The sequence below is a fragment of the Enterococcus rivorum genome (genome assembly GCF_001742285.1).
Lineage (GTDB): Bacteria > Bacillota > Bacilli > Lactobacillales > Enterococcaceae > Enterococcus_L > Enterococcus_L rivorum.
Genome location: NZ_MIEK01000045.1, coordinates 1 through 22,789 on the forward strand (window position 1 = coordinate 1; position 22,789 = coordinate 22,789).

Below are 22,789 nucleotides of genomic sequence, written 5' to 3' on the forward strand. Positions count from 1 at the left end.
GGAAGGCGGACTGATTCAGTAGGTCTTTAGACCAAGGCCGGTAAGAGCGGGTTCCACCCGCAGAGCAAACCACCCGTTCTCACGGGTGGTGCTGATTTACCGAAAATTTTTGTTTTATACGTAATAAACAGGATTAAATCAAAAGGAGGGGGATTCAATTGAGTTGGTTAAGAAGAGGCATTACGGCAGTGAAAAAAAATGATCCAGCTGTGCACTCAACACTAGAGGTTCTGTTAACCTATCCAGGCTTACATGCTCTGTTTTGGCATCGTTTATCCCATTTTTTATACAAACATCGTCTACATTTACTAGCAAAAATTCATGCCCAGTTCTGGCGATTTTTGACTGGAATCGAAATTCATCCTGGAGCGACAATTGCACCTGGAGTGTTTATCGATCATGGAATGGGACTTGTCATCGGGCAAACAGCAGAAATTGAAGAAGATGTAGTTTTATTTCACGGGGTAACACTAGGAGGAACAGGGAAAGATACAGGAAAACGGCATCCAACAGTGAAAAAGGGAGCTTTGATTTCAGCTCATGCGCAAATTTTGGGTCCTGTAACGATTGGTGAACGAGCGAAAATTGGTGCGGGTTCAGTGGTTTTAACCGATATTCCCGAGGATGCAACGGCAGTTGGAACGCCAGCAAAAGTTGTAAGAATAAAAGGAAAGAAGATGGAGGGGAAAAATGATTCAAATATATAATACATTGACCAGAGAAAAAGAAAAATTTGTTCCATTAGAAGCAGGTAAAGTAAAAATGTATGTCTGTGGTCCAACTGTTTACAATTATATTCATATTGGTAATGGTCGTAGTACGATCGCATTTGATACGATTCGTCGTTATTTTGAATATCGAGGATATGAAGTGAACTATGTTTCTAACTTCACAGATGTTGACGATAAAATTATTCGAGCAGCAGAAGAGTTGAAAATCACCGCAAAAGAAGTTGCCGATCGTTTTATCGAAGCCTTTCAAGAAGATACCGGCGCATTAAACATCAAACCAGCAACTAGCAATCCACGAGTAGTAGAATATATGGCCGATATTTTAACTTTTATTGAAGTGCTCATTGAAAAAGGGTATGCATATGAATCGCAAGGAGATGTCTATTATCGTACCAGAAAGTTCCCTTCCTATGGTAAACTTAGTGGTCAGTCTGTAGATGAGTTAGAAATTGGCGCTAGTCAGCGGACGGGGGAAGAACAGGATTTAAAAGAAGATCCTTTAGATTTTGCTTTATGGAAAAGTAGTAAAGCAAATGAAATTTCTTGGGATTCACCTTGGGGATCAGGGCGTCCAGGCTGGCACATAGAGTGTTCAGTTATGGCGACAAAACTTTTAGGTGATACGATTGATATCCATGGTGGCGGACAAGACTTAGAATTTCCTCATCATGAAAATGAAATTGCTCAAAGTGAAGCTAAAACGGGTAAGACTTTTGCTAATTATTGGATGCATAATGGTTTTGTTACAGTGGGAGAAACAGATGAAAAAATGAGTAAATCTCTGGGGAATTTTGTTACTGTTCATGAATTAGTGAAGCAAGTAGATCCTCAGGTGTTGCGCTTCTTTATGGCAACAACCCACTATCGTAGACCGATTCGTTATAGTGAAACGACAATGAAAGAAGCAGCAGTCAATTTACAGAAACTGAAAACAGCATTTGAAAACCTCTCCTTCCGCAAAGAAACAGCTGAGGAGAGTTTAGCAGATGATAAACAGCTACTAGAAGAATTAACTTTGCTAGAAGACCGATTTACAATAGAAATGGACGATGACTTTAACACAGCGAATGGCATTACTGTGGTTTATGAACTCGCAAAATGGATGAACCAATATAGTGAACGAAAAATGGTTTCTATGCTTGTGATTGAAGCAGCTATTGAAAAACTATTGCAGTGGCTTAATGTGTTTGGCATTATTTTGTTATCAGAAGAGCTATTAGATGAAGAAGTTGACCAACTAATTTCAGAACGAAACCAAGCAAGAAAAGACCGTGATTTTGCCAGAAGCGATGAGATTCGTGATCTTTTGAAAGACAAAGGCATTATTTTAGAAGACACCCCGCAAGGAACGAGATGGAGAAGAAGCGAATGAAAGATTATACTCAGTTAAATGGATTAGCTTTGGCTTATGCAGGAGATGCGATATACGAAGTGTATATTCGTGATTACTTAATAGAGCAAGGCCAAACCAAAACCAATACATTACACAGAATGGCGACACACTACGTATCTGCTAAAGCGCAAGCAGCGCTGATACAAGGAATGCTAGAAGAAAACCTATTAACAGAATCAGAAGAGGTAATGTACAAACGAGGCCGCAATGCCAAAAGTCATACCTCAGCGAAAAATGCAGATATTACCACCTATCGTGTGGCGACAGGCTTTGAATCACTGATGGGGTACTTGCATTTAACGAAACAAACAGAACGCTTGGAAGAACTGATAACATGGTGTATAAAAAAAGTAGGTGAAAATAATGAGAAATGAAAAACGACCACCCTTTAAAGGGAAAAAGAAAAAAAATGAGCGTCCAGTAAGAAAAGAAAAAGAACCGACCGCCGAAATCATCGATGATAATTTCGTTTTTGGTCATCATGCTACTGTTGAAGCGATTCAGCAAGGGCGAGGTAATAAACTTTTTTTACAAGAAGATAGCAAGGCTGAAAAAGTAGAACAACTAAAATTATTGGCAAAAGAAAATGCTGTGCCGGTTAAATGGGTACCAAAACAAAAATTGGATACAATGAGCGATCATGGGGTGCATCAGGGCGTTGTATTAGCTGTTACAGCCTATGAATATCTAACTTTGGATGAATTACTACTCCAAACAAAAGAAAAGACAGAGACCCCTTTCTTTTTGATTTTAGACAGTATTGAAGATCCTCATAATTTTGGTTCGATTTTAAGAACAGCCGATGCAACTGGAGTGGATGGCATTATTATTCCAAAACATCGAGCAGTTGGTATTACTCCGGTAGTCACAAAAGCTTCTACAGGTGCAGTAGAATATGTTCCAGTGGCTCGTGTGACGAACCTGTCTCAAAGTATTGCGCAATTGAAAGAAAATCATTTTTGGATTTTTGGAACGGACATGAAAGGTACTGATTATCGCCAGTGGAATTCACAAGGGGCGATTGCTTTGATTATCGGAAATGAAGGACGTGGCATGAGCCAAGGTCTGCATAAAGAAGTAGATGAATTACTTACAATCCCAATGGGAGGACATGTTCAAAGTTTAAATGCCGGCGTTGCTGCTGGACTATTAATGTACGAAGCCTATCGTGGGCGGAATCCAATAGGATAAGAAAGGTGACAAAAATGAAAAAGCAGCTGCTGATTGTTGATGGGTACAATATGATTGGTTCGTGGCCTGAACTTGTTCAGCTAAAAAATCAAGAAAATCTGGAAGAAGCTAGAGAAAGCTTGTTGAACCAACTATCTAATTATGCAAAATATGAAGGACTAGAAGTCATGGTTGTTTTTGATGCCCAACTGGTTCCTGGAATTCAACAAACCTATAAAAAATATCAGTTGACTGTTATTTTCACGAAAGAAGATGAAACGGCAGATAGTTATATTGAGCGAATTGCAGGAGAAAAAAATACTCGTCTCACACAAGTCACTGTTGCGACGAGCGATTTAGCAGAACAATGGCTAGTTTTCTCGAAAGGTGCATTACGTACTTCTGCTAATGAGCTATATAAAACGGTAAAAAAATCGGAACGTACCATTGGTATTCATGCAACGGATATCCATTTTCAGGATTTTCGACGAAATTCCCCGTGGGATTCAAGGCAATTGGAAAAATTATCCCAGAAGCTGGAAGAATTGTCTAAAAAGAAAGATTAAACGTACGTTCGGTTCAGCTTTTTTTATAGAAAATGATACTCTCCCTAACAGTTACTTCTGCAAAAAGTAATGGTTTGAAAGGAGAGTTTTTTTATGGAAGAAATAGAACGAGCGTTGTCAGGAGACTCGATGGCCTTTGATGAAATGTATCGGAAATATTACCCATTAGTCTTTAAGATGCGAAAGAAGTATTATTTGAAAGGGTTCGATCGAGAAGATTGGCTTCAAGAAGGAAGAATTATTTTTTATCACTCTTTAGAAAAATATGAAGCCGAGCGGCAAATTTCAATTGGGAACTATTTTAAGTTTAATTTTGAAAATCATATCAAGAGCTTAGTCAGAAAACAGTGTGCAGTTAAGAGGAAAATTGATGCAGAATCCATCTCTTTAGATCAAAAAATGGATAGGCAAGGAGAAACTTTTTTTGACTATATGGGTGTTGAAAATAATAATGCACTAGATCAAATGATTATTAGAGAAAAACTAGAACAGCTGCCTGAGGTGTTGTCTATATTTGAGCGAACAACCTTTAACAATTATATCGTTGGGAAAGATTTACCTGAAATTGCTAAAGAAAATGAAGTGAAAAATGGAACCGTTAGAAGCGCGTTTGATCGAGCAAAAAAGAAAGTGAAGGATATCATGTTTGATTAATTTAAATTATTAGAAAATTCACATGAAAAAAACAGTATTTTTTTGAAGTATTTTAGTTGCATTTCACTTTATGCTATGGTAAACTTGATATTTTTATTAATATAGGTTATAATGTCATCTGAGGTGAATGCAATGCCAACAACTTTAGCTTCCATCAAGAAAGATTTAGAAGGCCGTATTGGTAGCCAAATAATGCTAGTTGCTCAAACAGGTCGTAAGCGTCAGACTGAACGCAAAGGTATTTTGACAGAAACATATCCATCTGTATTCGTTGTTGATTTAGATCCCGATGAGAACTCATTTGAACGTGTATCCTATAGTTATTCTGATGTATTAACACGTACAGTAGAAATTGAGTTTCTTAGTGAAGCAGTCTAATTATGAAGAGAAAAAGCTTGGGGAATTATTTTCTTAAGCTTTTTTGTCGTCTAAAATTATAAGGATTGATTTATCTTTTTTTATTCTACTATTTATCTTAGGTTTCTTTTTTAGATGAATGAGTATGAAAAAAATAATAGTTCTTTATCAAAGCGTGTACATATTTCATGACATATGATAAAATCTAAAAGATTGTGAGTTTTGTAGGTAGTCAATGTTAGATAGGTGAATATAGATGGAAATCATAGAAAAAGCACCAGCGAAGATTAATTTAGGCTTGGATGCACTTTACAAAAGGGAAGACGGATATCATGAACTTGAAATGGTAATGGCTAGTGTAGACTTAGCGGACCGTTTATCTTTCGAAGCGACAAAAGAAAATAAAATAGTCATTGAAACGGACAGTTCTTTTCTACCTTTAGATAGAAGAAACCATGTTTATCAAGCAGCAGAATTATTGAAGCGAGAATATCATTTGAAGCAAGGAGTAAAAATCCAGATTCAAAAAAATATTCCTGTTGCTGCCGGCTTAGCTGGTGGGAGTAGCGATTGTGCGGCAACTTTGCGAGGATTGAACCGTTTATGGAATTTAGGGTTATCTTTAGAGGAGCTGGCTAATCTTGGTGGTCGAATTGGTTCAGATGTTCCCTATTGTATCCAAGGGGGAACAGCTTTTGTGACTGGACGTGGAGAAAAAATTGAAACGTTACCTCCAATGCCTCAATGTTGGGTCGTATTGGTGAAACCTAGAATGAGTGTTTCAACAGGTTCTATTTTTGGGAGTCTATCTTTTAATAGTATTCAACACCCAGATATTGAAGGACTGAAAGATGCGGTCACAAGAAATGATTATCATTTGATGGCAACTAAGGTAGGCAATGCACTAGAAAGTGTGACAATTAAACGCCACCCTGTTATTCAACAAATTAAAGATCGAATGATGAAATATGGCGCAGATGCAGCTTTAATGAGCGGAAGTGGCCCAACCGTTTTTGCTTTATGTGAGAAGAAATCTCGAGCACAACGTATTTACAATGGCTTAAAAGGCTTTTGTGAGGAAGTGTATATTGTTCGGACTTTAAAATAGAGCCGTTTGCCAAAAAAATTTACCTGCTAATTATTTCCAAAAAGATCTGTAGCTTAAAATATACTATCAAATTTTAAAAGTAGCTTTAGCAAAAGTAAACGTCTTGCTAAGGCTACTTTTTTGTGTGGTATAAGGGTTCAATTTAAGCAACAAATAGAATTAAAATGCCATCCATACAGGCTCTATCGTATTTCCGTCGGGGTCTTGAACTTCTAAGGTATACATTTGATCTTCTGGTATCCCCATATCAACAAAATGATAAGAACCGCCATTGGCTAAAGCCGTTTCGCCGAATTTTTTGACAGCTTCCACGGATGCCACACTTAATGATATTAAGGCACTACTTGTTTTGTGCGTATCAGCAATTTCTTTATCTTTAAGAAAAACACTATAAAAACTATGACGCAAAAGCATGAACCAAATCGAATCATCCCACATCATTGCACTAGCATCTTCATTTGAAAAAGCTTCATTTTTTTTGAACCCAAGTTTTGAGTAAAAATCAGTTGCTCGTTTTAAATCAGTTACCGGAAAATTAATAAATACCATGTTAGCCATTTTGCTTCCTCCTAAATGTTTCATTATTTTTGCTGAGTGTTTGTTAATTTTAATGTAATTGTTATAGATATTTATGTCAAAAGAAACGTATGTAGTATAGGCTTGAAATTAGGCCTGATTGATTTTATATAAAGAAAGTTCAAGGTGGTATGAAATTTTTTAGCCATTTACCCTTGACTAAATAGGTATATTTTGGTAAGTTAGTTCTTGTTGGTAAATCGTAAATATTACGATTTGTAACGTATAAATCGAAAAGAGGCGAAAAAATGAGAAAACATATCGTAAAATATAGTTTAGGTCTTATATTTATTGCAAGTATTTTTACATTAACAGCTTGTGGACAAACAAAAGAATCAGGGGAAACATCAAAGGATAGCATAAAAGTAGTCACAACATTTTATCCGATGTATGATTTTACAAAACAAGTCGTTGGCGATGCAGGAGAAGTGGAATTATTAATCCCAGCAGGAACAGAGGCTCATGATTACGAGCCGAGTGCAAAAGATATTGCAAAAATTTCTAATGCGGATGTTTTCGTGTATAATAGTCAAGAGTTAGAAACGTGGGTAAAAGCAAGTCTTGAAAATATCGATAGTAAAAAAGTTGCTATTGTAGAAGCCAGTCAAGAAATTGATTTAATGGAAGGAACGTCTCATGAAGAGGAAGAAGACGAAGCAGGACACGAAGGACATAACCATAGTCATGAATTAGACCCTCATGTTTGGTTAGATCCAGTGTTGGCGCAAAAAGAAGTAGAAGCCATTCGCGATGCTTTGGTAAAAAAATATCCAGAGAAAAAAGATCTCTTCGAGAAAAATACGGATGCTTACTTAAATAAATTAGCCGCTTTGGATAATCAGTACAAGACAGCTTTTGCGAATGCTAAAAATAAAACATTTGTTACCCAACATGCCGCTTTTGGCTATTTAGCGAAACAATATGGCTTAACTCAAGAAGCGATTGCAGGCATTTCGCCAGATCAAGAACCTTCACCATCCCGTTTAGCAGAATTAAAGCATTATGTAGAAGATAACCATGTTTCTGTTATCTATTTTGAATCCTCAGCTTCTTCTAAAGTTGCAAAAACATTGGCAACTGAAACAGGAGTAGAATTAGCTGTGTTGAACCCGTTAGAAAGCTTAACAAAAAAAGAGCAAGAACAAGGGAAAAATTATATCTCTGTGATGGAAGAAAACCTAAAAGCTTTGAAAAAGAGTATTCAGTAGTAAATTGAGTGAATGGAAAAATTTATAACTAAACTAAACTAAACCACCTATAAAAATAAATACCATTGGTGTTGTATAAACTAGGTTCTACTAACAGCAGTGGTGCCGGTGAAAAACTCTGGAACTGCTCTGAAACCCAAAGCTCAGGCTTCCAAGCATCAAATCTGGGCTAAATAAGTCAAGACCAAGTAACTCACACTGGCTTCTGGTCACGGTTATTGCACTATTTACTGATCGTTCAGCTTACTTCGTTACGATCACATTGCCATAAATCACTGCATTCGTTGTGCTTTATAGCAGTGTAATCGGAGCAATACCAAGGTATCCTATAGGGGAGTCACTTGTGTGCGGGCTGTTCTTTGATTTTGAACCTTTACTGAATGATAACTTTATCAAGATACTAGAGAGTAAATAAAAGTCTAGCTTTCATCATTCTAGAAGAAAAAGAGTGTGATACCTTTGTGTCACTTTCTTTTTTTAATGGAAAAAATTTTCAGACAGGTCCTAATATAGAAGGAGAAGTGCCATGCATTATATAGAAGTGGAAAATTTAACATTTTATTATGATGATGAACCGGTGTTAGAAGGTGTTTCATATCATGTAGATCCAGGAGAATTTGTTATTTTAACTGGAGAAAATGGGGCTGCAAAATCAACCCTAGTAAAAAGTACATTAGGGTTGCTAAAACCGACGAGCGGTTCCATAACTATTTCAAAACAAAATCAAGAAGGAAAAAAGCTAAGTGTCGGCTACATTCCTCAACAAATCGCTTCCTTTAACGCAGGTTTTCCAAGTACCGTTTTAGAATTAGTGCGTTCAGGCCGTTTTCCTCATGGGCGTTGGTTTAAACCTTTAACTAAACGAGATCATCAACATGTTGAAAAAGCGCTGAAAGCTGTTGGAATGTGGGAAATGCGCCATAAAAGAATCGGTGAACTTTCCGGTGGACAAAAGCAGCGGATTAGCTTGGCACGTATTTTTGCTACAGACCCCGATTTATTCATTTTAGACGAGCCGACAACCGGGATGGATGAAACCTCTAGAAATGAATTTTACCGTCTTTTAAGACACAATGCCCATGCCCATGGGAAAGCAATTTTGATGATTACCCATGACCATGAAGATATTAAAGCCTATGCTGATCGACAAATCCGATTAGTGCGGAAGGAGGATTCTCAATGGAGATGCTTTCATATGAGTTCATGAGAAAAGCGTTCTTAGCAGCGTCATTTATTTCGGTCATTGCTCCGATGCTGGGGGTGTTTTTAGTGATTCGCCGACAATCGTTAATGGCGGATACGCTGTCTCATGTTTCTTTAGCAGGCGTGGCATTAGGCTACTTTTTAAATTTGAATCCTGATTTGATGACGTTGGTTGTCGTGATTATTGCAGCTATTATACTAGAATATTTACGAATGATTTACAGTACTTATTCGGAAATTTCAATTGCTATCTTAATGTCAGGCGGGCTAGCTTTAGCGCTAGTCTTAATGAATCTTAGTGGAGGGAACTCCGCTACCAGTATCCAATCGTATCTATTTGGTTCAATTGTCACCATAACTTGGAGTCAAGTGGTGATACTGGCGGTTTTATTAGTGATTTTAGTTGTTTTGTTCTTGTTATTTAAGCGGCCAATGTACGTGTTGACGTTTGATGAGGACACAGCTCATGTGGATGGATTACCTACGTACTGGATGTCAATGCTGTTCAACGTGATTACAGGAGTAGCCATTGCTGTAATGATTCCGATTGCAGGAGCCTTATTGATTTCGGCGATTATGGTTCTTCCAGCAGCGATTGGTATGAGAATCGGTAAAGGATTCAATACCGTGGTTTTCATTAGTGTCATTATGGGAGTCATTGGAATGTTGGCTGGATTAACAAGTTCTTATTATATGGAGACGCCACCAAGCGCCAGCATTACGCTTATTTTTATCGGTTTATTTTTAATAGTGAATCTAGCGAAAAAAGCAATTGTTGTGCTTCAACGTAAGAAAAAAATAAACCAACAATAGCAGGAAAAACGAAAGTTTTTCTTGCTATTTTCTTATTTATTCAAGAAATTGCGAACTATTTTCATCTTTTGTGAAAAAATACTCGAATTTTTTCTCTTAAGCCCTTATAATAAGGAGCGAATAGTTTGAAAACATACCATAACCTAAACTGGAAAGCAGTTATAGAGAGAAGGAATATCAAACAAAAAAAGAAACGGAGTGACGGATTTGAAAGTTCGGAGAAGTGAACGTCTAATTGACATGACACAGTATTTATTGGATCATCCACATACATTGGTTTCCTTGACATACTTTGCAGAACGCTATAAATCAGCAAAGTCTTCTATTAGTGAAGATTTAGCTATTATCAAAAAAACTTTTAAAATGAGAGGAACAGGTATCTTAGAAACGATTCCTGGTGCAGCTGGAGGGGTTCGGTTTATTCCCGAGATTCCGTATGAAGAGTCAAAAGAATTAATTACCGCACTATGCGACCGCTTATCAGAGCAAGATCGCTTGCTACCTGGAGGATATGTTTACCTTTCAGATTTATTAGGAGAACCTGATTTGTTGCGTCAAGTTGGACGAATTATCGCTTCTAAATATTTAGGTAAGCCTATAGATGCTGTAATGACTGTTGCCACCAAAGGAGTCCCTATTGCTCAAGCAGTCTCTTATTATTTAAATGTTCCCTTCGTAATTGTAAGAAGAGATTCAAAAATTACAGAAGGTTCTACAGTGAGTGTGAACTATGTTTCTGGATCATCTGAAAGAATTGAAAAAATGGAACTGTCAAAACGTAGTCTAAAACGTGGCTCAAAAGTTCTTGTAGTAGATGATTTCATGAAGGGTGGCGGAACTGTCAACGGAATGAAGAGCATGATTGAAGAATTTGAAGCAGAACTCGTTGGCATTACAGTTTTTGCGGAATCTAAATTCAAAGGGGAACGTGCGATTGATGATTACACCTCATTACTTTATGTCAAAGATGTTGATACCGCAACGAAAACCATTAATGTCGTACCAGGAAACTACTTTAACCAATAAAATAAGTTGCTTTTTTAGAAAGACCAGCCTGTCATTTTTGATAGGCTTTTTTTAATTGGTCTACTATTTTTTTTAATTGGTTCAGTTGAAAAAGAGCAGTTATTAAGCTACACTAGGAATTGGTTCTAGTCGTATTTAATAAATGTAAGAGTTTAAGGGAATCTAAAATAAGAACGAAGATAATATAAAAAGAGACAATAAATATAGCAAAATTAGGAGTGAAACAAGTGGAAAATAGATATGCAATTATTTTAGCCGCGGGTAAAGGAACCCGTATGAAATCGAAACTATACAAAGTGTTACACCCTGTGGCAGGGAAACCAATGGTAGAGCACATTATAGAGCAAGTGGAAGAAACAAAGCCAACAGAAGTAGTAACAATTGTTGGACATGGGGCAGAAGCGATTAAAGGCCATTTGGGAGATCGTAGCCAATATGCATTGCAGAATGAACAGAAAGGAACAGGGCATGCAGTAATGCAAGCCAGTGCTCTTTTAGAAGGCAAAAAAGGGACAACATTAGTAATCACTGGTGATACGCCACTTTTAAAAGCTGAAACATTAAATAACTTGTTTGAATACCATCAAGGGAAAAATGCTAGTGCAACAATTTTAACAGCTCATGCAGAAGATCCTACAGGTTATGGTCGAATTATTCGAGATCGGGTTGGAATCGTTGAGAAAATTGTTGAGCAAAAAGATGCTTCCAATCAAGAAGCACTGGTTCAAGAAATCAATACTGGAACTTTCTGTTTTGACAATGAAGCATTATTCTCTGCTCTTTCAAAAATTAATACTAACAACTCACAGGGAGAGTATTACTTAACGGATATTATTGAAATTTTGAAAAAAGAAGGCAAAACAATTGCTGCGTATCAAATGGATATCTTTGAAGAAGCAATGGGAGTTAATGACCGCGTTGCTTTAGCAGAAGCCAATAAAATTATGCATCGTCGTTTGAATAAAATGCATATGATGAATGGTGTCACCTTGGTTGATCCAGAGAATACATATATTGATGAAGGAGTTATTATTGGCTCAGATACAGTGATTGAAGCCGGTGTCCAAATAAAAGGTGCAACTGTAATTGGAGAAGATTGCTTTATCGGTGCGAACTCTGAAATTGTTGATAGTAAAATTGCAGATAATGTAAAAATTATCCAATCAGTGCTAGAAAAAAGTGTTGTGCATAAAGATGCGGATGTAGGACCTTTTGCACACCTACGCCCAAATGCAGAAATCGGTGAACGCGTTCATATTGGAAATTTTGTTGAAGTGAAGAATGCTAGTCTTGATGAAGATACAAAAGTTGGTCATTTAACGTATGTTGGTGATGCAAAACTTGGCAAAGATATCAATGTCGGCTGTGGTGTTGTTTTTGTAAATTATGATGGACAAGCGAAGCATCAAACGATTATCGGAGATCATTCATTTATTGGATCTAATGTAAATCTAGTTTCTCCCGTGACGGTTGAAAAGAACGCTATGATTGCTGCTGGTTCAACCATTACTAAAGATGTGGCAGAACATGATTTAGCTATCGCTCGTGCAAAACAAGAAAATAAAGCCGGTTATGCAAAAAAATTCCCATATTTTAAAGGGGAATAAAAGAGCGCATATGAAAAGGAAATCGGTTGTTTTATTTCGCTTAGTTTTGTTGATTTTAGGAATAGTTGCTACGTATACTTATGTGAGAGTTTCCAAGGAAAATGAAGTAGAAGCGATTATCTTGGATAAAGATGGAAAACAAATAGAACCCGTTGAAAGTAGCTTAGAGAACGTAGGAGATTAAAAGTAAATAGTAAAGTAAAAAAACGGTGAGGAGTTTTTCCTCACTGTTTTTTTACTTGTGAAGAGATGAGGAGGGGACAAAACTAAAAATCAGTTTTGTTTCATCCTCTAAAGCCAAATAAACGACGGTCAAAAGTCTGGGTCTTCGGAAATTTCCCGAAATCACTCAATACAGAAAGCCTATTGTGCGCTTTTCGCTCCCAATTCTCGCCCCAAAACGACTTCTGCTTCAACCTCCTTGCGGCACTTATCTGTACTTACTACTCAATTTTTTAACGAATCAATCCATTTTAATGCTAGTAAAAAAGAAAGCAACGACAACGACAGATAGCCGAGTGAAATTTTAACGATACTTATTGGAGACAATAAAACTAAGCTGTCATAGCTTAATCCTTCAAATAGCCAAAAATTATTTACTGTGGAGACTAGATTGTTGACTAAAGCATTAGCTATCATGATACCAAGAAAGAGGCTAACTAATATTTCTATTAATTGTTCAACAGAAAATTCTAAAGCTAGAGAAAGATTGTTCCCACCGTTCAACTTTTTTACTAAAATACTCTCTTTACTCAATAAAAAATTTCTCTGAAGGACAATAAAAAAGTAGACGATAAATAGGAATAGAAGAAATACACTTGATACAAAAAAGAGCTTTTCCAAGAGCGATAAAACCCAGATTAGTTCTCCGCTAGTGTCTACTTTTGGTATATTATTCGTATTGCTGTCACGTATCTTTAGTTCATGTATCTTTGCGCTGTGAAAAATAGATCTAAATAAGAAAAAAATACTAATCATAGTAATAGCGATAGTGCTTTTCAATAGTTTAAAAAGAGTCGTTTTATAGTTCAATTTTTTAGTTTTAAAGACACGTTTCATCAGATAGAATATTTTCAATGACAATCACTTCCCTTTCTGTTTTGATTTTTTCGTTCATGTAATAGTTTGATGTTTTATTTCTAAAGTCTTATTAGGAAATTTTTCCTGTATTTTCTCATCGTGGGTTGCAATCACCACCGTTGTTCCATTCAAGTTGAGTTCTTTCAGCAATTCGATGACTTTAAATGCATTAGCATCATCCAAATTGGCTGTAGGTTCGTCAGCAATTATTATTTTAGGTTGTACGATACAAGCTCTTGCGATGGCGACTCTTTGTTGCTCACCACCAGATAGCTCATGAGGGAAACACGTTTCTTTCTCCCTTAAACCAACCATAGCCAATACAGCTCTCACACGGTCTTGAATTATTGCGGATTTAAGACCTTCTATTTCGAGGCGATAGGACAAGTTATCAAAAACGGTTAGTTCCTGAATCAATTTAAAATCTTGAAAAATAATTCCCACATTTCTTCTATATTCTGTCATTTCTTTATTTTTAAATGAATGAGTGGCCTGATTATTAATAAGAATAGCTCCTCTAGTAGGTATTTCTTCTAGCGTCAATAGCTTTAAAAAAGTGCTTTTCCCAGCACCGCTTTTTCCAATTAGATAGATGAATTCTCCGGCTTCAATTCGAAGAGTAATATTTTTTAACCCCAAACTGTCATTTTTATAAATTTTAGTGACATCCAAAAAATCAATCATTGGTTTTCATCCTTTGTAATTATTTTGTTTCAACTATTGTTTAAGTGTTTAAAATTAATGGTTAAAATAGAGGGGATATCTAATTCTAGCACAAAAAAAAGGGAGAATAATCAGATTGTTCCGATTATTCTCCCCTTTTCCGTTTTCTATTCTATTTTTTAGCTTGTAACTACAAATGAAGGAGTCTTTTATTTCTCTTAAAAATAGTTAAACAGAAAGATCTTCTCCGTTAGATTCGATGACTTTTTTATACCAATAGAAAGATTTTTTTCTACTTCTTTCTAGAGAACCGTTTCCTTCATCATCACGGTCTACATAGATAAAGCCGTAACGTTTGCTCATTTCTCCAGTACCAGCGCTGATTAAGTCAATACAGCCCCATGGTGTATAGCCGATTAAGTCGACACCATCATCAATTGCGTTATTCATTTCCACGATGTGGCGTTTGAAGTAGTCAATACGGTAGTCATCATTAATTGTTCCGTCTGCTTCCACTTGGTCAAAGGCACCTAAACCATTTTCTACAACCATTAATGGTACTTCATAGCGTGAATAGATTTGATTTAGGGTGTAACGAAGTCCAACAGGATCAATTTGCCAACCCCAGTCACTAGTTTCTAAATATTCATTTGCTACGCCACCAAAAAGATTGCCACCAGTTTTATCTTCGCGCTTATCTAAATCATCTGCGATACAAGTTGTCATATAATAACTAAAAGTATAGTAGTCTACAGTACCCGCTTTTAGCAAGGCTTTATCTTCAGCGGTAATATCCAATTGAATATTATTCTTTTCGAAGTAGCGTTTTGCAAAGTAAGGGTAGGCTCCTTTGACTTGAACATCTCCGCATAAGAAGTTGAATTTTTCATTTACTTGTTGTGTTTTCAAGACATCTTCTGGACGGCAAGTTTTCGGGTACATTGTAATATAGGCTAACATACAACCAATTTTAAAATCAGGATTAATTTTATGCCCCGCAATAACGGCTTTAGCTGAAGCAATAAAAACATTGTGAAGCGCTTGATACTGTTCTGTTTCTGTGTATTCACGGTTAAATAAACCATTGATTTTTTTACCGTGTTCCATTGTTCCAAAGTTTATTTCATTAAATGTCAGCCAATATTTTACTTTGTCTTTATAACGTTCAAAAAGTGTTGTTGCATACTTTTCGTAAAATCCTATCGTACGCTTGTCTAAAAAACCGTCATATTTTTTACCTAAATGAAAGGGAAGTTCGAAGTGTGAAATCGTCACTAAAGGTTCGATTCCATATTTGTTTAACTCGTCAAACAGATCATCGTAATATTGTAATCCAGCTTCATTCGGTGATTCTTCATCGCCATTTGGAAAAATACGCGTCCAAGCAATCGACAACCGATAAACTTTGAAGCCCATTTCTGCAAACAAGGCAATATCTTCTTTGTAACGATGGTAAGAATCAATCCCTGTATGGCTAGGATAATAGTATTTCTCTGTATCTATGACTAAATCAAATGCGCGATGGGTTCCTGAGGTGCGATCTCCAGCACGGTTATGATCACTAATTGAATCGCCTTTTCCAGCAACATTCCATGCTCCTTCACATTGGTTCGCAGCAGTTGCACCGCCCCATAAAAAATTCTTTGGAAAACTCATTATTATCTACTCCTTCATATTTATACAGAGTTATCTAGGAAAAACCACTTCCTTGTCATCACTACCTTTTAATGATCTCTGAGAATATTTTCCTCTGTTTTTAAGTACTCATTTTTCAATTCATCAAGTGGATTACGAGGGAAGAAAAATAACTGGTTGTAAAAAACAGCGGAACTAGGTTGTGTTTAAAAACGATAGTGACATCAATAGTAGTTACTGCCAGTAAACTTGTTTAGACGCCAATGTGAATTATTTAGGCTCACTGTCTATTTAGCTCAAGTTTGAAGTTTAGAAGCTCTGAAACCTAACCTTTGGGCTCAAGCGGTTCTACGGTTTTCCACTGGCACCGACTGCTAGTAGTGGAGCGGAAATAGTTTCCTAGTTCACTCTTGCAATTAGGTGTTGTCTAGTAAAAAGAAAATTACGTGAAATAAAGGATATTTTTCTCACGTAATCTTCTTATATGGTTTCAATCTTAGAACGACAAGTGTAAATTCTTCGCTAGCTTAGTTTGACAGAATTGTAGTGATTAAAAGATCGCCTTGTTTTATCGGATTTTCATCAGTAACAATGATATCTGTATAATCTTGTGTATTGGTAACGATAATCGGCACTTGCGTACTGTATCCAGCTTCTTCAATAGCTTTAATATCAAAGGTAATTAATTTATCTCCTTTTTTAACCCTTGCATTTTGTTCTACAAAAGCATCAAAACATTTACCCTCTAATTCAACAGTATCAATCCCAATATGAATCAATAATTCTGCCCCTGTATCTGAAACTAAACCAATTGCATGTTTTGTTGGGAAAAGAGTGATAACCGTTCCGTCAAAAGGCGCAATAATTTCACCTGTCTTAGGTTCAATAACTAGTCCGCTTCCCATAAGTCCTTCAGCAAAAGCTTGATCTTTTGCTTCGCTTAATGGCAATACTTTACCTTCTAGAGGTGAAAAAATTTCTTCTTTTGCAGGTGTTACTTTAGTCGTTACATTGTGACCAGTTGCAACAGCTTTTGCTTCTTCTTTTGATAAAGCGATAGTTGGTTCGTCATCTTTAAAGCCAAGTGCCCACGCTAGTCCAAATCCAGCGACTAAAGCACATGCATCTAAAATCATATTGTAGATAGCAAATTTCATATTGCCATCAGGAGCAATCACACTTGTATATCTAAAGATTCCTAAGCCACCCATTTGGTAAGCTTGAATACCTAAGCCCATTGCTATAGCTCCAGTAATCCCACCGACGATACAAGAAGCCCAGAAAGGTCTCTTTTTCGGTAAAGTAATCCCGTAAATTGCTGGTTCAGTAACACCGAATATTCCTGAAATAAATGCTGGAATAGAAAGTTCTTTTAATCTCATATTTTTTGTTTTTAACATGACAGCAAGAACAGCACCTGTTTGTGCAAATGAAACACTGCCTGATCCAGTAATCAGTGCTGTTGGTTGGCCTTGTGATAATGAGATGATAACGAATGGAATAAGTGCCCAATGCATCCCAAACATTACAAGAATCTGCCAAGTAAATCCGACAATGGCACCAAAAATAATTGGGTTGAAAGCTTGAATAGCTATTAAGCCATTTCCTAAACCATCAGCTACTACATTCATAATAGGGCCAATCACTAGGAAAGTTAAAGGAATTGCAATAAGAGCAGTAAAGAATGGAACTAAGAATAATTTCACGACATCTGGAATAACTTTTCGTAATTGTTTCTCAAGAAATGCACTAAATGCTGTAGCAGCAATAATAGGCATTACAGTTGAGCCGTACCCTGCGGCTGGAATAGAAAATGGGATTCCAAAGAAGTTTAATCCACCACTTTCAGCAAAGGTAGCAGTAATAGAGCCATCAATAAATCCTTTATAAACCAAACTTGAAGCAATCATCATTCCTAAGAAAGGTGAACCGCCAAATTTTTTCATAGAAGTGTAAGCTATAAAGACAGGTAAGAAAAGAAATAGTCCATCCCCCATAGCATTGAATACAGCATAAGTTGAGCTAGCCGCAAAGGAAGGTCCCATTGCAAATGAAAGAATAGCAGCAACCCCTTTTAACATACCGGCTGCTGATAATGGAGCAAGAATTGGCTGGAAAATTCCAGAAATCATATCTACAAATTGATCAAATAAATTTCCTTTAGGACCGGTATCTTTCACTGGTTCTAAAACGCCTAAAACAGCATCAACATCTTTGCGAACATCTGAAACGTGGTTTCCAATAACTACTTGATATTGGCCGCCAGCCTGCATAACTGTTACAACACCATCCATATTTTTTAAGACTTCTGTATTTGCTTTACTTTCATCTTTTAATTTGAAACGAAGGCGTGTAATACAGTTCGATAATGAATTAACATTTTCTTTTCCGCCTACTTCTTTTACTATTTTTTTTGCAAGTTCTTCATATTTACCCATTTTGTTCCCTCCAAATTTAGACATAATGTTTTCATTTCGAGGTTTCGCCAACTTAATGTCACGATCCAATCCTTTCCACAGGACGACAAATCTATGCTATGCTCCTTTTGTTCATAATTTATAGTAAGAGAATCTTCTCTTAGCTCCTTTTTTGATGATTGGTTCAGTTAGATATTACTATAGTGACAACGCTATCAATTGTTTGTTTCTTTTTCGTTTTGAAACGCTTTCAAATTAAAATCTATAAGTATTTCAAAAAGTAAGTTTAGGATTACGCGGTCATTTAATATTTTTTATTATACCATTATAACTTTCTAAAAGAAATATCCTTTTTTGAAAAAGGGAGAAAATAAAGAGGTTTTATAGAAATTTTCTATTAATAGAAGTTTAATAAAAAAATGCTAATAAGTTAGAATAAGATTCTAGCTCTTAGCATTTTTTTAAAATTAAATCTTCTGTTTTGATTCGAATGATTTTAAGCTAGTAGACACGAGTAATTTTTTTACTTATAGTAAGAGATCCTCGTGTGATTAACTAGCTTTCTTTTTTCTATAAACATAAATACTTCCAGAAATCAAAATGATCACAAAACCTATACCAAAGTAGGTAGTTACTTGTTCACCTGTTAGAGGGAACTCCTGTTTTTTATCTGTTTTGTCTTTTGGTTTTTCTTTTTCTTTTTCTTTTTCTTCTTCTGGTTTTGGTATTTGTTTCGAATTGAAGTCTTTTTCAGAAATGGAAACAATTCGTTTACCAGGGAAGGGCTCTTTGTATTGAGTTAAATCAACTGCTGATGTGGCATCGTAGGCGCGGATTGCCGTTGCTCGTTCTAAATAATTGATAAAGACCGTATCTAGAGAAGGTCCTTCTTCTCGTTCTCCTCCCAGCATAGTATACCCATCACCGCCAGCAGCTAAAAAATCATTGGTTGCCATGCGATAGGTTTTCTTTTTATCTATGGGTTCAAATTTACCTGTCTCACGATTTTGAATTTCTACTTGTAAAACACGTTCACCTACTATGTTTTTGCCGGTTCCATTCCCTTCATCATTAGGTAAAAGCGTTCCTTTTTTCACAGAATCATAATGAACTCGAATGGTGCTGGAAACGTGTAAAAATCCGCCGTTAGCACCAAGTTTAGGCTGTTTGTAATCGTCTAACAGAATTGTACCATCTTCTGCTTTTTGAGGAGCTGAGCGAAGAGACATTTCAAACATTTCTTTCACTTGTGCCCCAGTGACTTCAATTTGTGCAATACTATTACCAAACGGTAATACCGCAATGATATCCCCTAAAGTAATTGCACCTGGTTCGATGTTTGCGCGAATCCCACCACCGTTTGTCACAGCGAAGTCACTTGGATTACTAAATCCATCCTGACCATAAGCCAGCATCGCATCACTAATGACATTGCCTAGATTCGTTTCTCTTGTTCGGACGTTATCACGTTCCCCGTTAAATTGGAAAGGATTGTAAGGGATGACTTCTTTAGAACCCCATTCTTTAAACCTTGCTGCAGCAGCATCTACTAAAGTTTTAATGGTAGAATTTTCTTGAAGAGTAGCTAAATTTTGGGCTGAAGTTAAAGTAGCTTCTTTTTTTGAAAAATCTACTAAATCAATGGTTACCATCCCAACATTGTTTAAATAGTTTCCTGTTTGGTTATAGATGACATTGCCGAAACGTTTGCCACCTTTGACTGCTGTATGAGAATGACCATCCAAAACAGTGATATTTAAGGTACCAAATTCTTTACTTAATGTTTCTGCTAAAGTATCTCCTCGCCATTTTTCAGGAGTGGTTTCATCAATGCCTAAATGACCAGTAACAATAAATGCATCAATTTTTTTCCCGGATTTTTGGATTTCATGAATCACTTTTTTTGTTTCGTCGATAGGTTCTTTAAATGTTAGTCCCTTCACATTATTTGGATGGGTTTTATTTCCAGTTTCAGGCGTTGTTACACCAATGATGGCATAATTTTTGCCAGCTTTTTCTACGATTGTATAAGGTTTAAATATTCTTTCGTTGCCTTTATAGGTATTGGCGGAAAGAAGCGGGAAATTCATTGCTTCCTGATATTTCATCGCAGTTTCAAAACCGAAATCAAATTCATGATTTCCAACAGCCATCGCATCATAACCAACAGCATTCATTATTTCTACCATATCCATCCCTTTAGAAAAGTTAGAGATAGGAAGTCCTTGTAAGGCATCTCCGGCATCAATTAAAAGCTCTGGTTCTTCTATATCTTTGTATGTTTTTAATCGAGCCATACCTAAAACGTCTTTTCCATTTCCTTCCATGCGACCGTGCACATCATTAGTGTGCATGATTGTAACGATTGTTGGTTCGTAACCGGCATTAATGACCTCTTGTTTAGTAATTGCTTTGACATTCGGTGTTCTACCGTCAGCAGAAGCCTCTGTTTTCAATACGCCATCATTTACTAACTGAACAGCTAATTTGCGCCAGTTACTATTAAAATGATAACCTACAACTTCCCAATTTTTTTCTATTTCCTTCTCTGGATCAAGAGTTCCTTTTTCTTGAATATAGTCAGCAATAAAGCCTCTTAGCGTTTCTGGATCAGTGGATTTAAGAGGTGCTTCTGTGACGATTTTTTGACTTAACAATCCTTCATAGCGGTAATTATTCATAGCAATCGTGTATGTTTCTTGAAGATTTACAGGTTTTCCCTCAATTGTAGGATTGATAATTCGTTCACCAGCAGGTTTTGAGATATCAATTTTATAGTTAATTCCAGAAAAAATGTCATAGTTGTAGACACGAATATTTTTGTTAAAACTGATAGTTAAATCATCTGGTTGTGGGGTATTATAGTAAGCTGCTTGGTTTTCCATGTATTTCAGAAGATTTGCTCCTGTAATATTCACACTGACTAAGGTGTTAGGGTATTTATAAATATCAAATACATTAGAATAAGAGATATTTCCAGCATTCAGTTTACTATCTGCTTTGAATAAGGCAGCGGCACCGATTTGAGCACCGGTAACTTTTCGTTGAACGTTATTGATTAAGGAAATCATAGCTGTTGGACGTAATTGTGCTTCTGGAATTCCTTTGACTTCTTCTTTTGGTAAAAAATCACCTGTCGCTGTTCCGATAGGCTTTGAAATAAAGGTACGTGTTGTTTCATGGTATTCTTTCGTTTTTTCTTTCAGTTGGCTATCAGCGGCAACTTTGGTTGTATCAATAATTTCAGCTTGGCTGTTCTTGACTTGCCATTTATTTTCGGTATTTTTCTCAATTGCTAAATCAATCCGGACCATTTGGACACCTGTATCACGAGGACCACCAATGGGTACAAGCTTTGTAGGCCCTTGAACTTTTTCCGCAAAAGAACGATGGTCATGTCCTAAAATATAAGCATCAATACCACTTACGTTGCTGATGACTTGATCGGCACTTGCCGCAGGATCGCTATTTTGTCGACCGGCATGAATTGAGGCAACGATAATATCAGCTGTGCCTTCGAATTCTGCAACTGCTAGTTCTGCTTCTTCTTTCAGTGGTTCAAACCGTAAAGATTCCACTTTCCCTCCATCCCAGAAAGGAATATGAGGAATAGTTAAACCAATAATTCCGACAGTCAAATCTTTTGTTCCATCGCCATCTAAATCGATTTCTTTTTTAGTAGTACCTTTAACGAATCTCTGATTTTTTGTTTTTAAGTAAGTGTTGGCAGATAGAAGAGGGAAACTAGCCTCATCTTCTATTTTTTTGATGAGGTCTAAACCAAAGTTAAACTCATGATTTCCTAACACCATTGCGTCATATTCCATATAATTCATCGCTTGAATCACAGGATTTTTTTGATCACTTAATGGCTTTTTGTTGTACAGATCATCTGTCAAAATGGTTCCTTGAATGATATCCCCATTATCAATAAGTAAAGTTCCATTTGGATTTTCTGCTCGAATATTTTTTACCACTGTACTGACTTGAGACAATCCTACTGGTATTTGCTTGTCGTCTTCGTAGGACCAATTCCATAATTGACCATGAACATCTGAGGTGCCTAAAATCGTTAAATTTTGAACAGTTTCTTCTTTTGGTGATTGATTGTTGCTATTTTCTATCGCTAAAGCAGTTGGTACGTTGAAAACCATAACTATTGTCAAGAAAAGTACTAAATAAAACCCTAACTTAAATTGCTTCAATTTTTTCTTTTTCACAAAAACCCTCCTTATGGCAGAAATATTTTCAGAAATAATACGCTTTCATTTTAGCAAGGAAACATTCAGAATCGAATACTATTTTCTTCTTTCTCACTAAAACTTAATGTATCTACAGAGCTAGGGTGCATTAAAGTCGAAGGAGTCGAACTAAGTCGTTTCTTTTCGGTGTATTTAAAGGGTTTTTATTACGCTTGAAGCGAGTTTGTGAAAAAACAATCAAGGATAGTCTAAATGTCCTGAAAGTTTTATATGAGAATTTAGGATTAATTTTAGAGAAAAGCCTAAAATTACTTGATTTATTTACCAAAAGTGACTACTATTTAGTATGTATGTAATAGTGAATGATGAACCTCACAAAA

20 protein-coding genes are annotated in these 22,789 nt (G+C 36.3%); 14 read left to right on the plus strand and 6 right to left on the minus strand.

The window, feature by feature from the left end; translation table 11 throughout:
* Window positions 1-158: 158 nt before the first annotated feature.
* From epsC to ispE, 8 genes are all read left to right on the plus strand, one after another.
* On the plus strand, window positions 159-707 hold the full coding sequence (gene epsC, locus BCR26_RS13245) for a serine O-acetyltransferase EpsC (RefSeq protein ID WP_069699476.1): 549 nt from the start codon (window positions 159-161) through the stop codon (window positions 705-707).
* Window positions 691-2,103 carry a cysteine--tRNA ligase gene (gene cysS / locus BCR26_RS13250; protein WP_069699477.1) on the plus strand — a complete coding sequence of 471 codons (1,413 nt, stop codon included), beginning with the start codon at window positions 691-693 and terminating at the stop codon, window positions 2,101-2,103. Before epsC ends, cysS begins: the two co-directional genes overlap by 17 nt.
* Window positions 2,100-2,498: a Mini-ribonuclease 3 gene (locus BCR26_RS13255; RefSeq protein ID WP_069699478.1), complete on the plus strand. Its 399-nt coding sequence runs from the start codon at window positions 2,100-2,102 to the stop codon at window positions 2,496-2,498. The genes cysS and BCR26_RS13255 overlap by 4 nt, the downstream gene beginning before the upstream one ends.
* On the plus strand, window positions 2,488-3,315 hold the full coding sequence (rlmB, locus tag BCR26_RS13260) for a 23S rRNA (guanosine(2251)-2'-O)-methyltransferase RlmB (protein WP_069699479.1): 828 nt from the start codon (window positions 2,488-2,490) through the stop codon (window positions 3,313-3,315). Before BCR26_RS13255 ends, rlmB begins: the two co-directional genes overlap by 11 nt.
* A gap of 14 nt (window positions 3,316-3,329) precedes the next feature.
* Window positions 3,330-3,860, plus strand: a complete 531-nt coding sequence (locus BCR26_RS13265) for an NYN domain-containing protein (protein ID WP_069699480.1) — start codon at window positions 3,330-3,332, stop codon at window positions 3,858-3,860.
* A 93-nt stretch (window positions 3,861-3,953) separates the two neighbouring features.
* Window positions 3,954-4,514: a sigma-70 family RNA polymerase sigma factor gene (locus BCR26_RS13270; RefSeq protein ID WP_069699481.1), complete on the plus strand. Its 561-nt coding sequence runs from the start codon at window positions 3,954-3,956 to the stop codon at window positions 4,512-4,514.
* A gap of 132 nt (window positions 4,515-4,646) precedes the next feature.
* Entirely contained in the window at window positions 4,647-4,892 is a 246-nt protein-coding gene (locus tag BCR26_RS13275; RefSeq protein WP_069699482.1) for a Veg family protein, read from the plus strand.
* Window positions 4,893-5,127: 235 nt separating this feature from the next.
* A complete protein-coding gene (gene ispE / locus BCR26_RS13280) occupies window positions 5,128-5,979 on the plus strand; it encodes a 4-(cytidine 5'-diphospho)-2-C-methyl-D-erythritol kinase (protein ID WP_069699483.1) in 852 nt (283 codons plus the stop codon).
* 159 nt (window positions 5,980-6,138) lie between these two features.
* On the opposite strand, the gene BCR26_RS13285 is transcribed toward ispE, so the two are convergent.
* Window positions 6,139-6,537 carry a VOC family protein gene (locus BCR26_RS13285; RefSeq protein WP_069699484.1) on the minus strand — a complete coding sequence of 133 codons (399 nt, stop codon included), beginning with the start codon at window positions 6,535-6,537 and terminating at the stop codon, window positions 6,139-6,141.
* 266 nt (window positions 6,538-6,803) lie between these two features.
* Here BCR26_RS13285 and BCR26_RS13290 point away from each other — a divergent pair, with 266 nt between their 5' ends.
* The 6 genes from BCR26_RS13290 to BCR26_RS18570 all read left to right on the plus strand — a co-directional run bounded on the left by BCR26_RS13290 (window position 6,804) and on the right by BCR26_RS18570 (window position 12,596).
* Entirely contained in the window at window positions 6,804-7,763 is a 960-nt protein-coding gene (locus BCR26_RS13290; protein ID WP_069699485.1) for a metal ABC transporter substrate-binding protein, read from the plus strand.
* A gap of 526 nt (window positions 7,764-8,289) precedes the next feature.
* A complete protein-coding gene (locus BCR26_RS13295; protein ID WP_069699486.1) occupies window positions 8,290-8,970 on the plus strand; it encodes a metal ABC transporter ATP-binding protein in 681 nt (226 codons plus the stop codon).
* The gene (locus tag BCR26_RS13300; protein ID WP_069699487.1) at window positions 8,943-9,779 is read left to right on the plus strand and encodes a metal ABC transporter permease; all 837 of its coding nucleotides are present in this window, start codon (window positions 8,943-8,945) and stop codon (window positions 9,777-9,779) included. The genes BCR26_RS13295 and BCR26_RS13300 overlap by 28 nt, the downstream gene beginning before the upstream one ends.
* Window positions 9,780-9,986: 207 nt before the next feature.
* Window positions 9,987-10,805 carry a pur operon repressor gene (purR, locus tag BCR26_RS13305; RefSeq protein ID WP_069699603.1) on the plus strand — a complete coding sequence of 273 codons (819 nt, stop codon included), beginning with the start codon at window positions 9,987-9,989 and terminating at the stop codon, window positions 10,803-10,805.
* Window positions 10,806-11,032: 227 nt separating this feature from the next.
* Window positions 11,033-12,412, plus strand: coding sequence for a bifunctional UDP-N-acetylglucosamine diphosphorylase/glucosamine-1-phosphate N-acetyltransferase GlmU (gene glmU / locus BCR26_RS13310; RefSeq protein ID WP_069699488.1), 1,380 nt, complete (start codon window positions 11,033-11,035; stop codon window positions 12,410-12,412).
* Between the two features lie 10 nt (window positions 12,413-12,422).
* Window positions 12,423-12,596 carry a hypothetical protein gene (locus BCR26_RS18570; RefSeq protein WP_169818892.1) on the plus strand — a complete coding sequence of 58 codons (174 nt, stop codon included), beginning with the start codon at window positions 12,423-12,425 and terminating at the stop codon, window positions 12,594-12,596.
* A 263-nt stretch (window positions 12,597-12,859) separates the two neighbouring features.
* Here the strand turns inward: BCR26_RS18570 and BCR26_RS18370 are convergent, their stop codons facing one another.
* From BCR26_RS18370 to BCR26_RS13335, 5 genes are all read right to left on the minus strand, one after another.
* Window positions 12,860-13,168, minus strand: coding sequence for a hypothetical protein (locus BCR26_RS18370; protein ID WP_139124953.1), 309 nt, complete (start codon window positions 13,166-13,168; stop codon window positions 12,860-12,862).
* 357 nt (window positions 13,169-13,525) lie between these two features.
* Window positions 13,526-14,176: a cell division ATP-binding protein FtsE gene (locus BCR26_RS13320; protein ID WP_069699490.1), complete on the minus strand. Its 651-nt coding sequence runs from the start codon at window positions 14,174-14,176 to the stop codon at window positions 13,526-13,528.
* A 207-nt stretch (window positions 14,177-14,383) separates the two neighbouring features.
* Complete coding sequence (locus tag BCR26_RS13325) at window positions 14,384-15,811, minus strand: glycoside hydrolase family 1 protein (protein WP_069699491.1); 1,428 nt, start codon at window positions 15,809-15,811, stop codon at window positions 14,384-14,386.
* A gap of 506 nt (window positions 15,812-16,317) precedes the next feature.
* A complete protein-coding gene (locus BCR26_RS13330; RefSeq protein WP_069699492.1) occupies window positions 16,318-18,228 on the minus strand; it encodes a beta-glucoside-specific PTS transporter subunit IIABC in 1,911 nt (636 codons plus the stop codon).
* Between the two features lie 530 nt (window positions 18,229-18,758).
* Complete coding sequence (locus BCR26_RS13335; protein WP_379962722.1) at window positions 18,759-22,373, minus strand: 5'-nucleotidase C-terminal domain-containing protein; 3,615 nt, start codon at window positions 22,371-22,373, stop codon at window positions 18,759-18,761.
* Between the last annotated feature and the right edge of the window lie 416 nt (window positions 22,374-22,789).